Origin of the sequence: Shimia haliotis, from assembly GCF_900114415.1 — a bacterium.
Lineage (GTDB): Bacteria > Pseudomonadota > Alphaproteobacteria > Rhodobacterales > Rhodobacteraceae > Shimia > Shimia haliotis.
In genome coordinates, this window is the sequence record NZ_FOSZ01000002.1 from 73,757 (window position 1) to 96,046 (window position 22,290).

Genomic DNA, 22,290 nt, shown 5'->3' on the forward strand with positions numbered 1-22,290 from the left:
ACGTCCTCACCAAAGCCGGATCGGATCCAGAACCTGCTGTTCCCGCGGGATCGGTATTGGCATCTCGAAGCTTGTGCCCACCGGTAGGGTCTGGCCGACATCGGCAAGTCCAAGGTTCTGATCGTAGATCGCCTCCACAAGCCCCGGCATCGGCCGTTTGAATCTGCGCCAGACGATCACCGACACGGTCAGCCCGTCGCCTTCGACGGTCACGGTTTCGATCACCTGGTCCATAGGAGCACATCCGCCAGAAGAGAGAAGAACGCCCCCGCACTTGGCGCGCTGGCCCGTTTCACGGTGATGTCGACATCAATGACCTTGCCGACGCCATTGCGGCCGAGATAGGAGGCGCGCTCTGCCACCGAGAGGATATTGACCCAGCCCATCAAGGCGCCATCGCCCCGCATCATATATTGCGGACGCCCCGAGGCGCGGGCTTGCGACAGAAGCGTTAGCTGTCCCATGCCACCGAACTTTTCTGGATAGAGCCGGGCCTTGATCGTCCAGCTTTCCGGGCCTTCGCCCACATATTCGAGGATGGGCCGCGCTCCGAGAACGGGCTTTTCGGCAAAGCCGGCCTCCGTGCCATGGCTGTAGCCATCGGTGTTGAAGGGCAGGATTTCAAATTGGACGGGTCCGAGAATCATCAGCATCAGGCAAACCTCAACCCGGTATCGGCATAAACACCCCGGAAGGCTTCGCGGATCTGATCGCGCAGCTGGCGAGTAATTTCTGCCGCAAGCTGTTGTGGGCCCGCCGTCGCACCCGTGATGGTGATGGGCGCATTGACCGAGACCTCCACTGGTCCCGCACCACCCATACTTCCCGCTGGGTTCACATAACCATTGCGGTTGGCGGTGATGAGTTCCGGACCGCGTTCCCCAACCAGATAAGTGCCGCCGCGCGAGATGGGCCCACCAGCCGCCCGCGTGCCGTCGACACCTGAGAATTCATCGACAGCCACGGCTGGGGCTTCATCGCCACCGCCAAGCCAAGCCGGCATCGAGGGCCAGCGGACAATGTTCGTCAGATCAATATTGCCGATCGCCTCAACGATGCGGGACGGAATACCCCGGATCCAGGCGATCAGTTCTTCGAACTTGGCCACCATCCCGTCCCAGAGCGCTTGGATCGCCTCGAGGCCCTTGTCGTAAAGCCCGGTGACCAGACTGGCAAAACCATCGATGATCCGGCCGGTCAGATTGGCCGCGTTCTGGGCAATCCGGGCCTGCTCTTCTTCCGACAAGACCTCCTGCTCGAAAAGCCCCGAGCTGAAAAACTCGGTGATGGCATTGACCGCCGTCCCGAGCGCGGAACCCAATCCCGAAAACGCGTTCGAAATCGCATCGGTGATCGGGGTCAAGAAGCTGAGCTTTTCGCCGAGCCAGTCGAGCGGGCCCTGGAGCCGCTCGGAAATCGCCTGGCCCACGCCAGACAAGGTTGCCGTGATCCGGTCCCAGTAGCGATAGATCGTGAAGCCTGCCGCAGCGACAGCGGCCGCCACAGCGGCAAAAGTCGCCCAAACCGGGGCCGAGATCGTTGCCACGGCCGCCCCGATCGCGGCAATGCCAGAGGACAGCGCCCCGACACCTGGGACCGCCAGGGCGATCCCGGTCAAGCCGGCGCGCAGCCGCCCGAGTGTCCCGAGGGGCTGTCCACCCATTGATGCCAAAGCCGATTGCAGCCCGATCATTTCTGTCGCGGCCGTCCGCGCGCCAATGGCCGCGCGCCCGATCGTGTTGTAGCCGGCAGCAATCATCGAGAGCACACCGCCGCGGCCCAAGAGGCCCGCGAATTGCAGCGCTGACATCGCGCCCTTGAAGGCGATGACCGCTGCTGTCGCGCCCACCACGGCAAGTGTCACCTCTGGATAGGCGGCCGCCAGCTCAGAAATCCGCAAGAACAGCGGGGTGATCGCCTCCGCCAGAGACGTGATCGCGGGCATCAGCGCATTGCCAATGTTGACCTGCAATTCGGTCAGCACGTTTTGGAACCGCTGGATATTGGCTTGGAAAGTGTTGTTGCGCGCTTCGAACTCCGCGAACGCAGAGCCTGCGTAATTGGCTCGGTCCCCCACCATGCCAAGCGTGTCTTCCACGAGGCCGAGGTTGGTCAGGAGCGGCCCAAGAGCGCGCGCTTCATTTCCAAAAAGCTGGCTCGAAATCGCCGCCTGTTGTTCACGCGGGATCTGACTGATGCGCCGCAGCACATCGAGCGTCGTGCCCACAGCGTCTTCCTGCATGCGCCGCGCGACAGCTTCTGCATCGAGCCCAAGCTCTTGAAACGCTTCCCGCTGTGCCCGCGTCGCGGCTGAGCCGCGCGTCAGTGCAGCCCCCATGTTGCGAAAACTCGTCGCCGCCACCTCGCTTTGCGCACCAGCGGCCAACATCGCGGAGGCAAAGGCCGAGGTCTCTTCCGCCGAAAACCCGAACAGCGTCGCTTGCGCCCCAACGCGGCGGACCACATCGAGAATATCGGCCGCACTCGAAGCCTGGCTGTTCGAGAGATGGTTCATGGCATCTGCCAGCGAGACCGTCTCGTCGATCGTGAGGCCCAAGGCCGTCATCAGGTTCGCCATGGAGGCGCCGGCCTGATCGGCACTGATGTCAAAGGCCACCCCGATCCGCGCGGCGGCATCGGTGAAGCGAATGAGGTCTTGCCCCGCAATGCCGGCTTGCCCCGCAGCCGCGGCGATTTCTGCAAGGCCCGTTACGGCGATGGGAATATCGCGCGAGAGGGCAAAGAGATCCTGTTGGAACTGAGCAAACCCTTCCGGCGTCGGGAAATCCACCACCTTGCGCACATCCGCCATGGCGCTTTCAAACTCGGAGGCCGCGGCAATCGGGCCACCGATCGCTTCACGCAGCGCGTAGAAACTCGCCGCTGCATCCACCAAACCACCCCGTGCAGCCGCAAGGGATCGATTGTTGCGAGTGATCGCCGCGTTCAGCCGGTCACCAAAGGTCATCGGTAGGCCGTTGTTTTCCCGGATGCGGGTGGAAATGCCAGCCAGCGCGCTGGCCGCTTGCCGCGCAGGGCTCGTCACGCGATCGAGAAGCTCGATCACCAGCTGGGAGGTCAGCGTTGCCATGGGATCAGGTTCACTTCAGCATTGCGGCGCGCGCCAAACGACGGGCCTCGGCGTGCCAGAGGACCAGCTCCGGCCAGTCCATGTCCATCAAGTCCGTGATCGGCGTGTTCAGCCAGTGGGCGGTTTCGGCTGTGATGGTGCGCCAGTCGCGGATGCCGTGCCCTGTGGGAAAAAACCCGCGATCACCTCGGAGATCGCGGTAAAATCGTCGGTGTCCATCTCTTCGATCGCCTCGCGTGGCAGATCGGTCAGAACGGCAGCCATGAGAATGCCCTGTTCCAGCTGATCCTCGATCCCAGCCAACGCATCCTGCAGGGTCTTGAGGTCCTTCACTTTTGGCTTCTTGACACTGACCTCCGTCAGGGTCTGATCCCCCAAGGCGATGGGTGCCGTGAGCGGTAGGCGTTTATTGCGATGCTGTGCCATGGGTCCCCTCAAAATCCGTTGGGAATGCGCAGGATGTTGCGCTCATCAGCGTTCTGGGAGGTGCCATCCACGCGCCAATCGGCGGTGAAAAAGTCCCAGTAGAGTTTCTCGACCCCGCCAAAATGCAGCTCGTAATGCAAGATTTCCGAAATCGAATAGTCAAAGCCCTGCATTTCACCGCGCTGGAAGGCTTCCGGATTTGCCGCCCCAAGCCGGCCTTCAAGCACGGCTTTCGCCTCGATAGCCTCGCCCGTCCGTTTTGAGCGGATCGAGCCATAGGCGGTGAATTTCTTGCGCGAGGCCGCGCCCAACCCAAACTGGGTCAGAAGATCTGGATCCCAGCCCGCCAGCTTGAAGCTGGCCTCCAATTTCTGGATGCCGACGGCCACTTCGATCTGCACGCGCGAGCCGCCCGGGTGATAATCCTGAAAGCTTTCCTGCAGATTGGGCAGTTGCAACTCGGTCAGCGTCAGGTGTTTCGAGGCTGTCGGATCCTCATCGCCGCAAAAGAGGTTTGCGGCTTCCATGATGTAGATATTGCTCATGTGAGGTCCTCTCAGCCGGTGATGGTGCCGACCTGCGCGAGCAGGTCATCCAGCAGCGCATCAAGCGCCGGGCGATAGCGGGCAGATTGAATGCCAAGATAGCGCAGCACCGGGGCCTCTTCAGCCGCAAAGCTGACGGTGAAGCGGCCTTGGCGCAGTTCTTCCGGCGTGTTTTGATCGCGTGTGAATTTCAGCTCGAAGCCCAGGATGTCCCCATCGGCCTTTAGGTTGCGCAGTCCCGTTTCCATGGTGTTCAGGATGGCCTGGATAGTCTGACCGGTGACGTTGAAGCGCCCGAGATAGAAGCGCAGGGTCCGAAGCAGCATCAGGTGAATGAAATCCCGTCCTCGGGTGACATTATAGAACCGCCAGAGATCATCCTCTCCGGCATTGTCGGTCCCGACAAAGATGAAGCCACCCTGGCCAATGGCGCTTTCGACACCCATCTCGCCGCGCAGGAGCACGCCAATATTGGCCGACAAAAGCCGCTGCCCCTCGGTCGCACCATCCGTCAGCGAAAAGCTGATGGGCCGAGAGGGGCCGACAATGCCCTGCACCGGCTGGTTGGCCCAGGAGTGGAACGGCCTGCCTTGTTTTTCGTGATCGCGGCGGACGCCGATGCCGATGATGGCAGGTGATGCGGGTTGGACCACACTCACGCCATTGTCGTAGACCTTCACTGCCGGATCGATGGGGATGAGGCGCGACGAGGAAATCTTCTCGCGCCAGTCGATGGCATCTTGCTCTGTCGTGGCCGGGCCGTCGACCACAGCATGGGCCAGGAGCTTTTCGCAGATGGGCGGCAAGGCTGCGCAAACCGGGTTCGCCTCAGCCCCCGTGCGCTGGCTGGTGAACCCAGGCGCGCAAAGGAGCCGCGGGATCATGCCAATCTCGGGCCCTGCGCGTCGGAAGGCAGAAAGCCCTGTCTGTGCGCCATCACCCACGACACTGGCAATCGTCGCTGCAGCGTCGACACCGTCTTCGACGCGAACCAGGACCACCTTGGCAGCGACCTGGAATTCACCAAGCTGCGCGTTGAGCAGAACCAGCGCGTCTTTGAGCGTGCCGGCGTCCCCGAGCGCGGTCAGCTTGGCCGCATCATCGGAATAGAGAAACACGGGCGTGTCAGCGGGAAAGACAGATGCATCCGCATCCGGTGCGGTGCCAATGATGCCGACCACCGACATATCACTCCAGACCGGTGGGCGCGGTTCATTGTCGATCCGCGTGATCGAAATCCCGAAAGTCGGGTCGGACATGGCTGTCCCTCCTTGAAAATGTCAGGGCAAAAGACGCGGGTCAGTAGGACCCGCCATCCACCGTGGTGATCTGGGCCTGCAACCCATCGAGCGTGCTTTGCAGGTTGGAGACCTGGGCGATCGTGTGCCCGTGGCTACTGGCCGCTTTACTCGCGAGCTGGGACGTGAGCGTCGGAATATCGCCGATCCCGAGCGCCACGGTGCCGGTCTGGCCATTCACCGAGGAGACCGGGCCATTGGCGAGCACGCTTTCCGCCACGGCTGCGGCATCTGCGGCATCTTGAGCGGCCTGTTGAGCCAAGAGCAGCGTGTTAGCCACATTGGCGGCGGCCTCGATCAGCGCCGTCGCGAGACCCGCGCTTGCGGAAATCACCCAGTCATTGTGCTGGGCAGCGCCAATCTCGCCGTGAATGGCGACAACCTCACCTGCGAGCCCACCGTTTTCCCGCGCGTAAGCTGCCACTCGAAACACTGCCCAGTCGTTCAGGCTGCCGGTCCCGTCTCGTGAGATCACCACATAGGGCGTGGGCGCAAAGAGCGCACGTGCCGGTGTGTCGTCGATCTCAAAGGTTGTCTCGAGCCCGACCGTGAGCGTGAGCGGCGTGGCCGATGTCGCGACCAGAAACCCGTTTTCTGCGGCGGCAGATGCTGTGGCCAGCGCAGGCCCCAGGACTTCATTCACCCGGGTCAGGCCCAGCGTGACCAGATTGTCGGTGGCCGTGCCGATCTGGGCGAGCTGAGCATTCAGTTCTGCGAGGCTTTCCGCAATCAGGCGATAGCGGCGGTTGAAGAAATCCCGGTCGAGATCCTGATTGTCGCGCACGCGTAGGTCTTCGAACCTCAGCATGGCGTCAGCCTTTCTTCAGCGGTTCGGATGTCGCGATGGCCTCGGGATGATCTGTCGACAAACTGTCGAAGATTGCCGTCGTGACGGTATAGCGCGCGCCCGGCCGAAACCGGGCGCCAGCGAATTCAAGGGGACGGTTCACCGTCACCCGGTAATGGGTCGGTTTGGAGGCCATGAGAGGTCTTTCCTTTATGGGATCAGCTTTGCGCGTATTCGATCAGCTCGCTCACGAGGAACGGCAGTGCCGCGCTGACGGTCGAGCCCACGATCTTGACGGCGTAGGTGCTGACCGAGGTCACATTGAAGATCGAGGTCCGCCGCACCGTGCCATCGGCCAGGACCACATCCTCAACCACATCGGCCGCCTCGGTGCCGGTCAAACCCGCTCCGGTGAGCAAGGTGATGGTGCAATCGTGGTTTGCCTCTTCGAAATGCTGCAAATCCGTGACCACCTTGACGCTGGTTGTAGGCGAGCCAAGCGTTCGAGCGTCTGACACCCAGGTGAAGGCCGTCTTGGGGCGCGTGGCCACAGCCTGCGATCCGGTCAAGCCAAAACCCGGCATCAGGTCGGTGGTGCCGGTTAGAGTCACCCGCAGCGGCAGGATCGCCGGCAGCCCCGAAAGGTCCGGCCCGTTGGCCTCGCCATCGAGCGCCACCCAGGCCCCGTTCACCTGTACCTCGATATCCGTGCGACAGGCCGGCGGCGTCACGCCTGGATGCAGAACATCGAGATCGAGGATGCCCCCTGCCAGCTGCAGGGCCGTCAGTTCGACCGAGAGCCGCGTGCGCTCAAACCGCGCGAAGTAAAGCCGCATCTTCATGTCATCGACGAGATTGCCCGCGAAAAAGGCGCCATCGGTTGAGACAAAGAAGGTGCCTTGCACCACACCGTTGTCGGTATTGGTCATAGCAACATAGTGATCGCCGGTGGTGACCAACACGATGGCATAGCGCCGCCCCGCCGTTAGGAAGGTTGGGGTGATCGGCAGCTTGGTTTCCACGAGCGACGGCAGCCCCACTTCTTTGGAAATTGCCCCCACCTGAATATCCAGAACCGGCAGGGTCGTGCGCGAGATGACCCGGGACAGATCCGGCATGCCAAAGGCCGTCTCTGTGACCAGCACTGTCACATCACCTGCCGCAGCCTTGCGCGAGAAATACAGCCCCACCTGGCTCAGCCAACCATCTTGCGAGTTCAGGAAGGTCTGAGCAACCTGCTGGCCATTGATCGTGGCCGTGGTTGTGACTCGGTCCCAGTACTGTTCCTCATAGGTATCGATCCAGAATCGGCGCACCCGGATCCAATGCACATTGCCATTGGGCACCCGCGCGCCATTGGGCATACGGTCCGGCAGGCCGTTCGTGACCTCCCAGGTCTCACCATCCCGGCGGAAGACATTGCCCGCGAGATCATAGGTGCCCTGGCGCCACCAACGGCTGTTTGTGCAGACCACCATCGAATTGCCATAGCGCCGCCGCGTGCGGGCGCGGGTGAGCTGGCGGATCTCGGTGGTCTCGAAGGTGTATTGGGCCAGCCGGGTCTCGGAGGCGTAGCCCGTCAGATCAAGCCGGACGCCATGGGCGTATTTGGGCAGCACAAACCCGCTGGTGTTGGCGATATAGACATTGTTGGGGTTCAGCAGTGCCAGTTCTGAGGTTTCCGCCCCAGCCCGCGGGAAGCGAATGCCTTCCTCGACCACCGCATCGAAACTGGGATGATCAACGTTCGACCCCTCCGCCGTCAGGAAGTGGTTCGTGCCATAGTAGATGTAGGCGCCCGGCGCATAGACTTCGGTGCGCAACTCATCGAGCTGTTCTGTCAGTTCGACGATTTCGGCCTTGGTGGCATAGCCTGCCAGCCGATCCGCCAGGGCCGAGAGGTCCGTGCGCAGCGTATCCACCTGACCGCTGATCTGGCCGCGCCAGTTTTCCAGTGCGATCGTGCGGTTCGCGATATTGCGCAAGTTCGGGAGTTGCGTCGCCTGCCATTGCTCAATCGCGACCACGCCGGAGGTGTCGAGGAGCACATAGGCGATGACCGTCACATTGGCATCTGTCGCCGGATAGCTCGGGTCCGGCCCTTCGGTGCCTGCCACCGTCGAAATCTCCGCGCGGCGCAGGCTTTCCATGGCCACGGACTGCGGCTCGGTGGTGCCCGTTTGCGCGTCGATCAGGAAATCCCGCGGCTGGATATCGGTCTCGACCTCTTGGCCGAAGCTGACGATCGCCACGCGTTTGCGGGTCACCAGCGGCAGCACGTTGAAGAGATCAACGATGATATCCTCGCCCCGCGCATAGATCGCGCCGCCTGCGTAAAGCCGACCTGCGGAGAGAGTCAGTTCTGTGGCGGCCGTTTTGGTGGCAGAAAACCCCGAATAGGCTTTGCCAGGTTCAAGCGCGTCACGCACGATGTGATCCATCGAGGCGCGGCCGAAATCCTGCATGTTGTTGAGATCGGCGGATTGCAGCTCCTGGCGATCGCGGTAGATGACGGTGCGTTCCATGCCTCAAACCTCTGTCAATGCGCCGAGCGTGATATCCCCCACAGCGCGGCGGTCGCCCGGTCGCGGCACGCGCCAGGTCTTTGTGTTGATCAGGACCTTGTCCCGGAGCGATTTGGCGACCATCACCGCCGCGCGCGCATCGGCGACGGGCTTGGTGCTAGCGGCCACGACATAACCATTGACGAACCGGCCCGCTGTCCGCGGGTGACGCTTCCCTTTGATGCGGGTCAGCACCTCGGCCGTATAGGGCGGCATTCCAAGGCGGGTGTAGCCCAGATGGGTGGAGCGTTTACGCTCATCGAGCACGCGGTCCGGGTCGTGGATGTGCCAGCGGTCATAGAGATGCTGCCAGGCGATTGTTTCCGGCAGGTAGGCGCCAGAGACACACTGCCCCGCGCCGCCCGGAAACAGGGACGTCGCCTGCTGCGGGTGTTGTTCAGCGACCTGCTGCGGACGCAAATCGATCAGATCGCCCTTGGGCAGGACGGTTGTGTATTGTTCCCGGCCAAGCCGATAGCTGTATGTCTCATCGCGCGGGATACGAACAATCCGCTGGCGCACGCCGATGTCATCGATCAGGAAAGCCTTTGGTTTTGGCGCTGCGCCGAGATGAATGGCCGCCGTGGGCTTGGGCGCGAGCACGACCTCATCATAGGAAATCGCGTTGGCCTCTCCAACGCGTTCGGGGGTCACCGAGCGAACCGTCAGATCGGTCTCCGCGCCCCGGTCAAAGAGCTTGGCCGTGCGGATGTATTTGCTCTCAGTAATCGAGACCGGGTTGTTTGGCCCCGCGAAAGCCGTGCCAGGCCCATCCGGCGCCGACAGAAACCGGGTGTTCCGGCCGGAAACACCCCGTGCGACGAAGGGATAGATCCGCAGTTGCGCGAAACGATCAAGGTACGCCGCACGTTCCGTCTCGGTCAGCGCCTTCGACAGATAGGTCTTGGCTGGCGGCACGATAAACCGTCGCGCTTCGGCGCCCATGACCGCAAGGGCTTCAGCGATCGCGGTTTGTGTGCCCTTTATCGCATGGAATGGCAGTGAACGTGCGGTGCGCGCGCGTTTTTTCTCCTCCGGCCAGTCTTTGTCCCAGAGATCGACCGATAGGCCCCAGGCGAGCCAAGGCAGATGGGGTGCCGGGACCGCCGCGGGCTGGATGAGTTCACGCAGTCCGATCGGCAGGTCTGCGATGCGTGCACCTGTGAGATCGGTCGCCTCCTCGAAGGAAGTTCGGTTGTCAGGCAGCAGGGTATCTTGGGCCATCATCGGCGCTCCTACGCGTCGCGCAGATCTGCGACCGTGATGGTAATCGCCTCGACGGCGTAGACCTCGGTTGGCCACAGAACGAGGTCCTCTGCCGGCGAGATCAGGTCCACCGAATGTACGCCTTCCTGGTGCAGTTTTGAGAAGATGGCCGAGCGGCGAAGGTTCATGCCCAGCATGCGGTTGCTTTCCACCCAAGTGGTCAGCGCTGTGAGCGCGCGATCGCGCACCAGGTTACCGTCTGGGCCGGGATAAAGCGTCAATGTTGCGTTGATCGTCACCGGATGCACCGACGGCCCCAGGACCTCAACCATGTCCGTGAGTGGCCGCACATTATTGTCGATGAGCGACAGGCGGACGATCTCGCGTTCTTCGAGGCTCGGTACTGGGTCATCGCCCGCTCGCAACATCGTCACGCGCACCCGGCCCGGCGTGGTCATGATCGCGGTGGCATCTCGCGCCCAAGGGGCGGCACTAAGGGCATGATAGACATAAGCCCCCTCTGGTCCCGCGACCGAAAAAGCATCAGGCGCCAACTGCACCCGACGGCGCAGGCGTGCATCGTCTTCAGCAACCAGCTTGCCGGTTTCATCCTCGACCTGCATACGCGCTGTGGCGAAAAGCGCTGCCAGATGATCGAGGTTTGACCCATAGGCGGAGGCTAGGAGCACGGACCGGGCGGCGTCATTGATCCGCGCGCGCAGAAGAAGTTCGCGGTAGGCAAAAGCCTCGATCAGCTTGCGCGCGGGCTCACTTTCGAGATCGATGACGCCGGCGATATCCGGAAATCGCGCGACAAGATCATCGCGCATGTTTCTTACGATGGTCTCGTAGTCCAGCGTCTCGATCACATCAGGCGGCGGCAGACCGGCCAGATTGATGGCGGTAAAGCGGCTCATGCCAGGGCCTCACGGGTTTCGATCAGGACGCCATCGGGATTGGCATAGGCATCAATGCGGCGCGCGCCCTCTACGGTATAATCACCGAACATCGCACGGGGGCGGTATTCACCCTCGAGGAAGACGTGCAAGGCGCCCGCGCGTGTGACCTCGACGACCTGGATGCGCGTCACCCGGTAGCGCGGCTCGAACTGCTCGATGGCCGAGGTCACAGCTGCGAAAAAGGGCGTGACCTCGTTTGGGCTGATCGTGCGCCCCATGAGATGCGGCACGAAAGACCCATACCATTCCCGCATGACCCGGCTGCCAAACCGTGTGGTGAAGATATCCTGCAGGCTTTGCACCACATGCGGCCAGCCCTCCAAAATACGGCCTGTCGTGGCATTCAGACCGACCGACGGATTGGGGGAACGGCGGGCCATAGTTTTGGGTTATTCCTTTGCCTCGGAGGCGTCAGGTTTTGCCGCAGCTTTTTCGGATTTCGCGGCTTTGGCAGCGGGTTTGACATCCAGCGCGCGCAGAGAACCGAGGCGGACCTCGTGTTCGGCCTGTTTTTCGGTGAGGGTCAGGATTGTCCCAACGCCCGTATTGGTTTGGCCCGCCACAAAGCGGCCGGCGGTTTCGGTGATGGCGTAGCGTGGCATTGGATTGTCCTTGTCAGTTTGCGGGAGTGCCCGTGACCGAAGGTCCGGAGCGCACGCCGCTATGGATGTGGCTGTCGCCGATATTCTTTCCGTTGTGGCGGACCTCGCCGCCGGTGATTTCAACGTTGGCGCCGTCAACCTTGAAACGGACCCCGCCGACGGCGATCTCGAGGCTATCTTCGGCCAGGGTCACGGTGACAGCGCCAAAGTGCAGCACATTCTGGTCGGCTGCCGTCGAGGGCGACGGGTTACCACTCGAGTGGGTCAGCGGCACGGCGACTGCTTGCTGAAAATCCCCGTTCGGCGACATCGCCGTGAACTGCTGCCCGATGCTGGGCGGTGTATGGACCCGCAGGGCGCCCGAGAATTGTGCATAGGGGATCCACGGCGACAGAAACCGCCCCGAAATCCCATGCGCAGGGCCGAAGTCCAGCCGGATCCGTTGGGCCTCGGTGTCAACCTCAGCCACAGTGCCGTGCCGCATCATACCCGAGAAGCGGCGTTCGAGCTCGGCGATGCGCGCGGCGAGTTCCACCAATTCGCGGATGGCCATGTCAGGACCCCGCTGCCGCAGTGATCGACGCATCAATTGTGGTCACACGGTCGCCTTCTTCATCGAAGATTACTGTATCCAAGGGCACTGGATCGCCTTGATCGTCGAGCGCGGGCATAACGCCAAGCTGATCCATGACGTCCAGTGGAACACCCAGCATCTGCGCAGTGCGCGCCCAATCGGGGACATCATTACCCTCGATCTGCTCGCGTAGCATGGCCGCGATCGGCGCCAATGTCTGATCCGCTTCCATCAGTGCAAGAACCTCGCCCCAGGCGGTGCCGGGCAGGATATCCGCCCCCACCGCTGGCGTGTCGACCAGATCGCAGGTCAGAACCAGTTGACGGGCTGCGAAGCGCACGCCGTTTTCTGAGGAGGCCCCGCGACGTGAAAGCCGCCGGGACACGCGGGGGACCAGTTTCATCCAGGCGCGCGCCCAGGCACTGTCATCGCGCGTCAGCGAGGTGATGACCTGATGCTCCATCATGTCGAGCGTCAGTTCCATCCCCTCATCTGTGTGCGGAATGGCGATGGTGATCTGGCCGCCCTGACCGTCACGGGCAGGCACCTCGACCCGCGCGGCGATGGCAAGTTCGATGATCAGATCGCAACGTTGCGCGCCCCCAGCAAGATCGCGACCAGTAATGTCGGCCTCGTGTTCATCCGTGGTCAGCACCAGAAGTGGCTGGCGGTTTTCGGCGATGGTCTGGTCGATTGGGTCGACCGCGCTGTCGAACACCCGGGTGCCCGCCAAGGTGCGATCCCGCAGCGCACGAGCCGCAGCCAATCGCATGACAAGGCGGGTCAGGCTCATGAAGTTTCATCCTCTCGAACAAGGATCAGGGTCAGATCCCCCAGATCCGAGGTGGCAACCCTTGAAATCGCATAGCTCGGCTGCCTGCTGCGTGCCGTCAGGACAACCGCGTCGCCGGTGATCGGCAGCGCAGTCAACGCATCCACCTGCGCCTTGGCGATCCAGAGCTCGGCGGCAGTGGTGGACAGCTTGGTCGTGCCCGACATTTGCCCACCACGCGCTTGCCCGCGTAAATCCTCCTGCGCGGGGCCAGCTGAGAATATGCCGTAGGTGGTTGACTCTGCGCGGCCTGGATCAGCGCTGCGTTCCGCGTATTGCGTGGACACACGCGGGCGCAGAAGGGCTGGTTCGGCGAAAACGCCCTTGACCGCTGCGCTGGCATACGCATCCAAGTCATTGAAAAGAGACATGAGATTATCACCACCGGGGGAAAGCACATGAAAACCGTGCTGATCACGAACCACGAAGAACATCGACAGGCTCTTCAGGAAATCGAACGGCTTTGGAACGCCGTCCCCGGATCAAAGGACGAGGTTTGGCTTGAAGAGTTAGTGAACGCCGTTGAAGCCTATGAATCTGCTAAATTCAGTGACCAACCCAAAGATGAAAGCCGCTGATGTTCAAGTGAGATGTCCGTCCCATTTGATCACGTCCGCTTACCCGGGATCAGGACCCGCGGCCGCGTGCAGTAATGCAGGGCGTTCATCTGGAACTCGAGGTTCACGCCTTTGCCGTTCTGCATTTCCCACTGTTTGCCGTAGAGGCGCTGGCCAGGCGTGTTTACCGTCTCGATGTAGTCCGCCGGAGCGTAGACTGTGCGGAAGAGCCCAGGCACGCCCGAGGGCACGAGATGGCATTTGTCGGTGTCGATGCCGACATTTTGCCCACCGCGATAGTTCATCCAGGTGATGCCGCCAAACTCGAAGGCACCGTAGATGCCGGAATTGCCCGCATTGATATAGGCGTTGCGCAGCGAGGCAGCGTCCGCATAGCCCTTGTAGGTTTCGCGCACCTCTTGATGGGCGATGAGATCGTCAAAGAAGGCATCTCCGCAAAGCGCCATAATGCCCGTATAGGGCAGCCCGTCGAGGATGCCGGCCATCTGGCGGATGACGCCCGCGCATTTCTTGCGCAGTGCCCCATCGGCGGCGCTGGCATTATCGAGATCGAAATCCACCACTGCCTGCTGGTTTTCGCCAAACTCGGTGAAATAGTCGAACAAAACCGAGCCATCAGCATCGAGCAACTGGCCGGTCTTGAGAATGTTCAGCCGGTGGTATTCTTCCGTGAGCGCGAAGAACTGGCTCGCCTCGGCTGCTCGGTCTGCGATTTTCTGCTGCAGCCGCTCGACCGCCACCTCCTGGCCGAAGGCGCGGACCTGCTGCACCTCGTCGGCATAGATCGCATCATCGACCTGGAAGTGCGGCACCTTCAGCATGCGCACGGCGCGCTTCGATTTGTCGAAGGTCTGGCCCGGGCCGCCGCGCGGGCTCGCGGAGACCAGCATGCGGTTTTGCTCTTTGTCCTTCTCGATCGCGATGTCGAGCGTGTCGATGCTGGTGGTCTGGAAGAGACCCATCTGCCCAATACGGGACGGGGTATATTTGATCTCACGAAGCGCATCCGTGAGCCGCATGACGCTGAAGGCGTCCTGACTGAAGATATTGAGGATCGACATGGGAGGTCCTTTATTGCGTCGGCGCGCCAGCGAATGGCCACGCGAGATCACCCCGCTGCCCGAGGGCGCAAGCGATCGATTTCAAAATGTAAGGAATGGGGACAGTTGGCGGTGGTTACCGCACGATGATCCCGACAGCCGCGAGATCGGCTTGGGCCGCGGCCGTTTCTGCCGCCTGATCGCGGTCGGGGTGGTAGGTCAGGATCTTGCCATTGACCTCGGCATCCCGCGTGATCGCGGCAATGCCAACATCACTGCCCGTGGCATCGCAGCCATAGAGCGCGATCGCCACGGCCGTCTGGCTACCATCGGTCGCGCCGACGGCACTGGCCAGATATTTGCCGGTCGCGGTGATTTTGCCAAGCACAGTGCCCGGGGCGATAATGCCTGCGCCGCTGGCGATGGTGATGTTTTCCCGCGAGCGCTGGCCATTGGCCTCGGTCATCAGGAATTCGCCGGGATGCCGGCCTTCGATGAGAACGGTCATGGACTGTCTCTCCTATTCAGCTGAAGCGCGCATTGGCTTGGGTGATGGCTTTTGCCCACCCAGCCGCGCTGCGTTCAGATCGGTTGCGGTGATCGGCCGGAGTTTCGGCCCCGAGTTCCGTCTCTTGGGCGGCTCGGTCGGCGATAGAGGCTGACATATTGGCTTTCGGCGAGGCTGCCAGCACCTTAGCAGCGTCGGCGGCTGTCATTTCGGTCTCGAGCGCCAAAACGAGCGCTTGAGCTTCACGGCCGTCCGTTTCCGGCGCCGTCAGAATGGATTTGATGCGCGCGGTAGCCTCTGCCTTACCGGCGCTGACGCCAGCCGCATGGGCTTCCGTCCGGGCTACATCGACAGCCGCCCGCAGATCTGCGGGGCTGATAGCAGAGACGTCACTCGAGGGCGCCTCACTTTGGGGTGTTTTCGTCATGGCTCCTCCCTTTCTCTGGGGGCTTGCCCCGGAGGGCGGTTGCGAGAGCGCGCCGATCACCTCCTCAAGGCTCGCCATGCGATCAGCGAGGCCCTGGGAGATGGCATCGGCGCCCAGATAGGTGCGGGCTTCCGTTGCACGGATCGCGTCCGGACTGATCCGACCGGCGCGGCCCTCGGCCACAAGGCCGACGAACTGGTGGTAGATTTTCATAACCTCGGCCTGCAGATCGGCGCGCACGGCGTCTGACAGCGGCCCAAATGGGTGGCCATCCACCTTGTGCGCGCCTGCGTGAATAAGCGTCGGTTTGACGCCGCGGTCCTCGAGCTCGCCTGAGCGATCGAGATGGGTCAGCACCACGCCAATCGATCCCACCATCGAGGTGGGTGAGACGATGATTTCACTGGCTGCGCTCGCGATGCCGTAGGCAGCAGAGGCCGCCACATCGTTCACGAACGCGACGACTGGCTTAGTCTTATTGACCGCACTGACCAGCTTGGCCGTGGCAAACATGCCGGTCGCTTCACCGCCCGGGCTGTCGATGTCCATCAGGATCGCACGGACATCCAGGTCGGCTTCCGCCTCGCGCAGCTGCGCAGCTATGCCCTCGTAGGACACCAGGCCGGAACTGGCCCCGATCCAGGCACCGCGGTTCACCAGGCTGCCGACGATCGGCAGGATAGCGACCCCGTTTTCCACGCGCATGGACCCGATACTGCCATTGTCGCGGCGGTATGTGCCGACGAACCTGTTGGTCTCAGGCGTGACGGTTTGCAGCGGCTCAATGCCAATCCGTCCCTGTAGCACATGCAGGATCAGATCGGCCTTGTCGGGGTGCAAAAGCAGTGGTCGGTTCAGAACGCGGCCGGCAATCTGCGCCAGAGACGGCCCCGCAGAGGTTCTTGTGTTATCGGGTGGTTCCGTCACCTCACCCCTCCTGTTCCAAGTGCAAAGCGTCGCGGACCGCGGCCCTGCAGTCGGGCGCATTGTTCTTCAAAACCGCGAATGACCGCCAAAAGCCGGTCGGGATGCGCTCGGTGATAGGTGACGGAGCGTTCCACCCCGTTTGATCCGGCGCGGAACCGCACCTCCATGGCCCCTTCGCCGGCGACAAGCCGGACATAGACCTGGCGAAGGCTGGCCGCTGCGGCGCAGGGATCCGCCTCATCGATGCTGATCGTCATACCTCGGCCTCATCGCCTGCGTCGTCCTGTCCATCTGTGGCCGCACTCGGCCCACCGCCCTGCGCCCCCATCATCTGTGGCTCGGGCAGGCCGTATTCGGCACGCAGCGCCTGTTCTTGGGCGAGTTGCTGGTAGACATCGTCCACATCCGCCCCGAGATCGGTACAGATCATCGCATCCGACATCACGCCGAGCCGTTTCCACACCTCGTGCGCCTTGGCCTTTTTGAGATCGTCAGCTTGCGGTCTGGGATCGCCCCGCCATTCCGCACGACAGGCCGCTGTGCGATTGGCAAGAAAACCCGCAATTCCACCGGGAAACGGCAGGCTGCCCGCCTCAATCTCTTCCTCGAGCCAGGCCTCGTAGATCGGCTGGCAAAACGGCGCCATGATGTTGCGCCGGCGGGCCTTGGTGATGGCGAAGATCTCTGTCGTTGCCGCCTGCAGCGAGGAATAGGTCGCCCCCACATTGTCACCCGTGGCGCTTTCATAAGTCAGCCCCAGACACCGCGCGAGTTCACGCAGCAAATGCATGGAAAAGGCCGCGTAATCCGAAGACGGGTGGTTCGAGGTATGGAACTTCAGCTCCTGACCCGGAAATAGGTGGGCCAAGCGGCCGTTAATCCCCACATCCAACGTGCTGCCGTCATAATAGCCCGCCACCATCTCAATATAGGCCTCCATCGGCGAGATGCCCTGTGCCAACATCTGCGCCTGTTCCTGGGGCGTCAGCAGCCCCTGGAGCACCTGTTCCGTCGGCTCGTCCGAAGTGATGGTCACCGCGAAGAGCGTCTGCACGATCGCGGCCATCAGCGTGGCATCAGCCAGCTGGTCGAACTGACGGGCAACCTGCAGCGCCGGCACCAAGGGCGAGATGCCGCGATGCGTGCCCGGCGCCCCCTCAAAGATGTGGATCACCCGCGGGCGTCCCGCGGCATCGCGGGCGCGCACGTCATATTCCACGTCGTGTTTGAACAGGTCCTTTCGGATCGCGCGGTAACCCACCGGCATGCCATCGGCATCCGTATAGACCCCGTTGATCAGCCGCCGCATGCTTTCCGTCTTGCGCGAGAGCCGCTGCGGCGGAAGCAGGCGCACCTTTGTCCCATATCGGTTCCACGGCCGCTTGCGCCAGGGCAGTTCGGCGAGGATTTCGCCCGTGATGATCCAGGAGCGGAAGGCAGCGGCCTGCATCTGCCCGAAGGTCCGAAGGCCTTGGATATCGCATTCCTGGGCATTGCGCGCCCATAGTTCAAAGCGACGCTCGACCGTTTTGGCCCAGTCCGAGGCCTCGACCGGCGTCATGCCAAAAGTCTCGTTCTCCGGCAGTGCTTTCAGCTGGAGCCCGGTACCGACGGTGTTGGCCACACATTGTTCCAGCGCGCCGGCCAGCCAGCCGCTGTTGTGCAGCAGATCGTTGACCCGAGCCGCGGCATCGTCCCAGGCCTCACCAATATCATCCTGCGCCTCGCGCAAGGTGGGCTTCCAGCCGGCAAAGGTCACGCCTCGTCCACCGCGCATGTATTTGCCGGAGGGTCTGGGGAGGTTCATCCCCTCCGGCCCTGCCGCCGGAGGCAGTGCCTCAGCCAGCAGATCTTTCAACTTTGCGATCACGGACATGTGCGTTATCCATTCAGCCTGCTGCCATGGCGGGCAAACCGCCCGCGCAGAGCGCCGCTGCCGCCGCGTCCTGGGGAGGAGCGCGATGCCGGCGGCGGCGCCTTTGATCCGTCAGGCTCTGGCGCCGTTACCTGTGTCGGGTCATGCCCATCCGGTACGGATGCCTCGATTGAGGTTTTGCGTTCGATCCCTTCCGGAATGCGCTGGACGTTCAGCGTGTAGCCAATGGCCGCACAGAGTGCCTCGCAGTCCAGAAAGTGGTTGTTGCGCGAGCGTTTCACCCAGATAGGCTTACCCTCAACCACGACCCGCGCCTCCGAGGTCAGCTGCTTGCAGTAATCCTCCGACACCGCCTCATGCACATGAAACGCCCCAGGCTGATCGGCCGGTGTACGAATGCGCGACATCACGAGCGACTTGAAGAAATCCGTCGAGAGCGTCACCAGGTCGATCGAATAGAGCGCTTTTTTGCCGTCGGGCTTCACCTCGATTTTTGACACGCGGTATGGCGGGCTCTGGACATCCTTCCCCTTGGTCGGCGCACACAGCCAGCTGTAGCGGCGGCAAAACTCATAAACCTTGTGCTCATTCCCCAGCTCCGGCTTGTCCGGCCGGAAGCCTGAATCCACAAAGACCTTCTCGATCTGCATGCCGCTCACCGGCGTCAGCATCAGGTCCGCCAGCGCGGACCAGACATCGTCATCTTCCGTGGGCCCGTAAAGCTGGCCATTGTCGATCAGCCAGGACGTGCCCCGCGCCCCGAAGGCCCGGATCACATAGACCAGACTGAACTTCTGCACGTCCACGCCCATCACGAGGCGCAAGCCGCCCGCGGGGACATCGCCCGGCCGGTAGGGCTCGCGACGTTCCATGATTTCTTGCCAGTCCGGCACATCGCCCGAGGCTGTCATAGCGTAGCATTCGCCAAAACCCGCATTCATCGCCGTCTGGATGCGGTCGTGATCGCCTGATTGCAGCGCCGTCAGATATGTTTCGGCCCGCTGCCCCCAGGTGACAAAGGGCGAGCAAAGCCCCGATGTCCACATCGACAGCGTCGAGCTGTCGGCGGGCGCGCCGGTCACTCGCGGGGCGTCATCCTTTAATTCGACCCGCTGTCCTGGCGCCACCATTGCGCCGCGCGCGTTCATCCAGGGCTTGTCGGCCTCGCTGTGTTGACCGTCGCAGCGGGGGCATTCCAGTGTCGCGGCGAGTTTGGCCTGCGCGGGCGTGGCGCGTTCCGGCCAGCGCAGCTGCTTGAACCGGGGAACGAAGAACTCCCGGCAGTGTTTGCACGGCCAGGCCCAGTGATGCCGCGTCCCCTCCTGCCAGAGTTTCCAGATCGGGCTTTCGAGATCCTCCGGCGCCGATCGCGCCCAGAACTCAAGGCCTGTCGTGTCATCCGGTTCGATTTCCACGAGGCCTCGCGCCGGTGTGCTGGTGATTGCCGTCACAAAATCGGCATAGGTTTCACCGCGGGCTTCCACGAGGCCCAGAACATCGCCTTGGCCTTTCACATTGGCCATCATCTCATCGTATTCGTCGATCAGCGCCAGCGCGGCAGGGTCAGACTTCAGGGCCGTGGAGGAGCCGGCATGCGCCAGACGCAGCCGGACGCCCGCGACATGCTTCAGCGTCTTTTTCATTCGGCGGCCGCGCACCACCTTGTTTGCCAGCGTGTCGGCCTCGTCCAATAGCGCCATCAGCCGCGGTTCAAACTGGTCAGTCAGAAACTCCTTCGTCGGCCCCACGTACAATATTGGTGCCGGTCGCTGGTCGAGCCGGGCGCCGATTATGTCCAGCATGCTGTCGGTCTTGCCCGACTGTGCCGAAGTCACCGCCACCACCCGGCGATAGCCGCCGCGATGCACGGCCGCAGACCATGGGATCATGTAGGGCGTCAGCCCCGGATCACGGGGGCCGGGAATACCGGCAGTTTCCGGGTATATTCTGTGTGCGGCCGCCCAAGGCGCCGGGTCACGTTTCTCGCTCGGCCTCCAGATCGCTGCTGCCAGCGACCAGAGCTGCCCCTGCTTTGTCGGCCGCCCCTGCAATACGTCCCAGCGCGCCATCGATCACCTCTTCGAGCGCGCGCCGCGCCTCCATATCGCGCGTGTACCGCGCGGCAAGTCCGGCAAGCTCTGCCCGCACCAGCGCCGCCATCTCACCCACGACGGCCTTTGCATCCTCCATCGGGATCAGTTCCCGGCTGCGTTCCTGGATCCTGAGTTCAATCTCGCGCGTGCGCGCTTCTGTGGCACGGCTTGCGACCGCGGCCTTGTTGTTCTTGGAGAGTTGGTCTTCGTAATAGGCCAGCGCCCCGCGGATCACGCCCACCAGAGTGTATTCTCCCCGCTGTGCCCGATCCATGTAACCAGATTTGACCAGGCCCTGGACCCAGCGGTCCGAGCGACCGAGCAGGGCCGCGGCCTGGGATACCGTGATGGTTTGGCCGCGCGTGCGAGGTTCGGACATCAAGCTGCCTCCTGCTCAATACGGGAGGACAGTCGATCTTCCCGTTATTATCGGCGGAACCGGCGGATCAGACCGGGCGCCGCCGCATAACTCGCAAAGAACAGCACCCCAAAGACCACGACGGCCAGAAACGCGTTCTGATTTTGGTTCCACAGCAGCACACCCGCGATTGGCGGTGCGATGACGAAGGGCGACAAGACAAGTGTCGTGAGCGGGTTTGCAATTTGACGCCGGTTTCGGCCGAGGATGCAGATTTCCAAAGCCCGCATCACCATTTGATGCACATGCAACCGATCCGGGGCGGAAACGTCCTTGTTTCTGCGAGACCGGCGATAGATAGCCAGCAATGTATCAGCCACGGGCCAATAAAGTGTCAGCAAAATGGCCCAGGGCGAGACATCAGGCGCATTGAGCAGAACCGCTATTCCGAACCAACTCAGCACAAATCCGATGGTGTATGCCCCAGCATCGCCGAGGAAAATCAGACCAAAGGGATAGTTCACGAGGAAGAACCCGAATATCCCTGCGGCAATCATCATCGAGAGGTGGACCATCGTGGCGTAGCCTGCCAGCTCTGCAATATAGCTCAGTGCAATAGCTGCTGCGATAGCCGTCATAGACGCGAGGCCGTTCACCCCATCGATCAGGTTGAAACCGTTTGCGATCCCTGCCGTCACCAGAAGGGTTAACGGAACGCCGATCACCCAGTGATTGACAAGCAGGTCAAGCCCGGGGATGCCGGCGCGTGGAAGCCAAACGCCCAAGAGCCAGATCGCCAGCAAACTCGCGCCCATGGCAGCCAACATGCGCCTGCGTGGTGACATGTGGAAACCAAGGTCCTCTGCCAGCCCCACCACGAAGAGCAGCGAGTTCGCAAGAACGAAATTGGCATAAGGCCCAGAGATTGAAACGGGCGCAAAGATCACGCTCAAACCCAGTGCACCGAAGATCGCAACGCCCCCAACACGTGGGGTGAGCCGCGTGTGCATGGATTGCACCGCCCGTAAGTCTTCCCTGCGCCCGCTGAGCCGCGGGAAACGAGAGCGCAAAAGGACAATCGACACGCAAAGGCCAAACGAAAGCGCAGCCAAAGCGAACTCGTGCCATTCAAAATGCAACATGGCTTGGTGAACCAAGGGCCGCCCCAATTAATTACAGCAGAAGGGTTTCAGATTGATTGCAGTCCGATTAGCCCAATCGGCACAATATTTCCAACGCGCCAGATCGACGAAGTTCCTCTACCCCCCCCCGTTACATTTTTACAACACTTCGATGGTGTATCTGCCGTTGGCGCCTTGTCAGAGCCTCCAGCGGTTGAACAGCCGGCGCAGGGCGTAACCACGGGCAAGCGACACGGTTGTAAAGATCAGCCCAAGGCCAAGGTTCTCGACCACACCGACGCGCAACCCAAAGGCCGGAAACACTGCGAACTGCGTGGCAACCGCCAACGCGTAGCCCACCACCGTGTTGGTCACGGCCTCGATCAGCGACCCGCGTTTTGATTGCGCCATGCGCGCCTCTAAAGCCATGTAATTGCTACGATTATAGTGGATATACTTGGCCGTCAGAGCGAAGATT

26 protein-coding genes are annotated in these 22,290 nt (G+C 62.1%); 1 reads left to right on the top strand and 25 read right to left on the bottom strand.

Annotated features, from left to right (window positions below):
- Positions 1-6 precede the first annotated feature (6 nt).
- The 16 genes from BM069_RS05645 to BM069_RS05715 all read right to left on the bottom strand — a co-directional run bounded on the left by BM069_RS05645 (position 7) and on the right by BM069_RS05715 (position 13,255).
- A complete protein-coding gene (locus BM069_RS05645) occupies positions 7-234 on the bottom strand; it encodes a tail protein X (protein ID WP_093321569.1) in 228 nt (75 codons plus the stop codon).
- The gene (locus tag BM069_RS05650) at positions 222-653 is read right to left on the bottom strand and encodes a phage tail protein (protein ID WP_093321570.1); all 432 of its coding nucleotides are present in this window, start codon (positions 651-653) and stop codon (positions 222-224) included. The genes BM069_RS05645 and BM069_RS05650 overlap by 13 nt, the downstream gene beginning before the upstream one ends.
- Positions 653-3,091, bottom strand: a complete 2,439-nt coding sequence (locus tag BM069_RS05655; protein ID WP_093321573.1) for a phage tail tape measure protein — start codon at positions 3,089-3,091, stop codon at positions 653-655. The genes BM069_RS05650 and BM069_RS05655 overlap by 1 nt, the downstream gene beginning before the upstream one ends.
- Positions 3,092-3,199: 108 nt before the next feature.
- A complete protein-coding gene (locus BM069_RS05660) occupies positions 3,200-3,517 on the bottom strand; it encodes a phage tail assembly protein (RefSeq protein ID WP_093321575.1) in 318 nt (105 codons plus the stop codon).
- Positions 3,518-3,525: 8 nt separating this feature from the next.
- Positions 3,526-4,062: a phage major tail tube protein gene (locus tag BM069_RS05665; protein ID WP_093321578.1), complete on the bottom strand. Its 537-nt coding sequence runs from the start codon at positions 4,060-4,062 to the stop codon at positions 3,526-3,528.
- Positions 4,063-4,073: 11 nt separating this feature from the next.
- Positions 4,074-5,321, bottom strand: coding sequence for a phage tail sheath family protein (locus BM069_RS05670; RefSeq protein ID WP_093321580.1), 1,248 nt, complete (start codon positions 5,319-5,321; stop codon positions 4,074-4,076).
- A 40-nt stretch (positions 5,322-5,361) separates the two neighbouring features.
- Complete coding sequence (locus BM069_RS05675; protein WP_093321583.1) at positions 5,362-6,168, bottom strand: phage tail fiber repeat family protein; 807 nt, start codon at positions 6,166-6,168, stop codon at positions 5,362-5,364.
- 4 nt (positions 6,169-6,172) lie between these two features.
- On the bottom strand, positions 6,173-6,343 hold the full coding sequence (locus BM069_RS19630; protein WP_139216148.1) for a cytochrome c biogenesis protein ResB: 171 nt from the start codon (positions 6,341-6,343) through the stop codon (positions 6,173-6,175).
- Between the two features lie 22 nt (positions 6,344-6,365).
- Positions 6,366-8,672, bottom strand: coding sequence for a hypothetical protein (locus BM069_RS05680; protein WP_093321585.1), 2,307 nt, complete (start codon positions 8,670-8,672; stop codon positions 6,366-6,368).
- 3 nt (positions 8,673-8,675) lie between these two features.
- Entirely contained in the window at positions 8,676-9,935 is a 1,260-nt protein-coding gene (locus BM069_RS05685) for a phage tail protein I (RefSeq protein WP_170846685.1), read from the bottom strand.
- An 11-nt stretch (positions 9,936-9,946) separates the two neighbouring features.
- A complete protein-coding gene (locus BM069_RS05690; protein ID WP_093321590.1) occupies positions 9,947-10,834 on the bottom strand; it encodes a baseplate assembly protein in 888 nt (295 codons plus the stop codon).
- A complete protein-coding gene (locus BM069_RS05695; protein WP_093321592.1) occupies positions 10,831-11,256 on the bottom strand; it encodes a GPW/gp25 family protein in 426 nt (141 codons plus the stop codon). The genes BM069_RS05690 and BM069_RS05695 overlap by 4 nt, the downstream gene beginning before the upstream one ends.
- Positions 11,257-11,265: 9 nt before the next feature.
- On the bottom strand, positions 11,266-11,478 hold the full coding sequence (locus tag BM069_RS05700) for a hypothetical protein (RefSeq protein ID WP_093321595.1): 213 nt from the start codon (positions 11,476-11,478) through the stop codon (positions 11,266-11,268).
- 13 nt (positions 11,479-11,491) lie between these two features.
- Positions 11,492-12,031 (bottom strand): phage baseplate assembly protein V, encoded by a 540-nt coding sequence (locus BM069_RS05705; protein ID WP_212611514.1) that lies wholly within the window; start codon positions 12,029-12,031, stop codon positions 11,492-11,494.
- 1 nt (position 12,032) lies between these two features.
- Positions 12,033-12,845: a hypothetical protein gene (locus tag BM069_RS05710; protein WP_093321596.1), complete on the bottom strand. Its 813-nt coding sequence runs from the start codon at positions 12,843-12,845 to the stop codon at positions 12,033-12,035.
- Positions 12,842-13,255 (bottom strand): hypothetical protein, encoded by a 414-nt coding sequence (locus BM069_RS05715; protein ID WP_093321599.1) that lies wholly within the window; start codon positions 13,253-13,255, stop codon positions 12,842-12,844. Before BM069_RS05715 ends, BM069_RS05710 begins: the two co-directional genes overlap by 4 nt.
- Before the next feature lie 27 nt (positions 13,256-13,282).
- On the opposite strand from BM069_RS05715, the gene BM069_RS05720 reads away from it, so the two are divergent.
- Positions 13,283-13,462 carry a hypothetical protein gene (locus BM069_RS05720; protein WP_093321601.1) on the top strand — a complete coding sequence of 60 codons (180 nt, stop codon included), beginning with the start codon at positions 13,283-13,285 and terminating at the stop codon, positions 13,460-13,462.
- 29 nt (positions 13,463-13,491) lie between these two features.
- Here BM069_RS05720 and BM069_RS05725 read toward each other — a convergent pair whose 3' ends face one another.
- From BM069_RS05725 to BM069_RS05765, 9 genes are all read right to left on the bottom strand, one after another.
- Positions 13,492-14,523, bottom strand: coding sequence for a major capsid protein (locus BM069_RS05725; RefSeq protein ID WP_244503545.1), 1,032 nt, complete (start codon positions 14,521-14,523; stop codon positions 13,492-13,494).
- A gap of 115 nt (positions 14,524-14,638) precedes the next feature.
- Positions 14,639-15,010, bottom strand: a complete 372-nt coding sequence (locus BM069_RS05730; protein WP_093321604.1) for a head decoration protein — start codon at positions 15,008-15,010, stop codon at positions 14,639-14,641.
- A gap of 16 nt (positions 15,011-15,026) precedes the next feature.
- The gene (locus BM069_RS05735) at positions 15,027-16,364 is read right to left on the bottom strand and encodes a S49 family peptidase (protein ID WP_170846686.1); all 1,338 of its coding nucleotides are present in this window, start codon (positions 16,362-16,364) and stop codon (positions 15,027-15,029) included.
- Positions 16,361-16,621 (bottom strand): hypothetical protein, encoded by a 261-nt coding sequence (locus BM069_RS05740; RefSeq protein ID WP_093321607.1) that lies wholly within the window; start codon positions 16,619-16,621, stop codon positions 16,361-16,363. Before BM069_RS05740 ends, BM069_RS05735 begins: the two co-directional genes overlap by 4 nt.
- Positions 16,618-18,240, bottom strand: a complete 1,623-nt coding sequence (locus BM069_RS05745; protein WP_093321609.1) for a phage portal protein — start codon at positions 18,238-18,240, stop codon at positions 16,618-16,620. The genes BM069_RS05740 and BM069_RS05745 overlap by 4 nt, the downstream gene beginning before the upstream one ends.
- 5 nt (positions 18,241-18,245) lie before the next feature.
- Positions 18,246-20,309 carry a terminase gpA endonuclease subunit gene (locus tag BM069_RS05750; RefSeq protein ID WP_093321612.1) on the bottom strand — a complete coding sequence of 688 codons (2,064 nt, stop codon included), beginning with the start codon at positions 20,307-20,309 and terminating at the stop codon, positions 18,246-18,248.
- Complete coding sequence (locus BM069_RS05755) at positions 20,215-20,712, bottom strand: hypothetical protein (RefSeq protein WP_093321615.1); 498 nt, start codon at positions 20,710-20,712, stop codon at positions 20,215-20,217. The genes BM069_RS05750 and BM069_RS05755 overlap by 95 nt, the downstream gene beginning before the upstream one ends.
- A gap of 47 nt (positions 20,713-20,759) precedes the next feature.
- Positions 20,760-21,701, bottom strand: a complete 942-nt coding sequence (locus BM069_RS05760; RefSeq protein WP_170846687.1) for an MraY family glycosyltransferase — start codon at positions 21,699-21,701, stop codon at positions 20,760-20,762.
- 309 nt (positions 21,702-22,010) lie between these two features.
- Positions 22,011-22,223 carry a DUF7220 family protein gene (locus BM069_RS05765; protein ID WP_093322767.1) on the bottom strand — a complete coding sequence of 71 codons (213 nt, stop codon included), beginning with the start codon at positions 22,221-22,223 and terminating at the stop codon, positions 22,011-22,013.
- Positions 22,224-22,290: the final 67 nt, after the last annotated feature.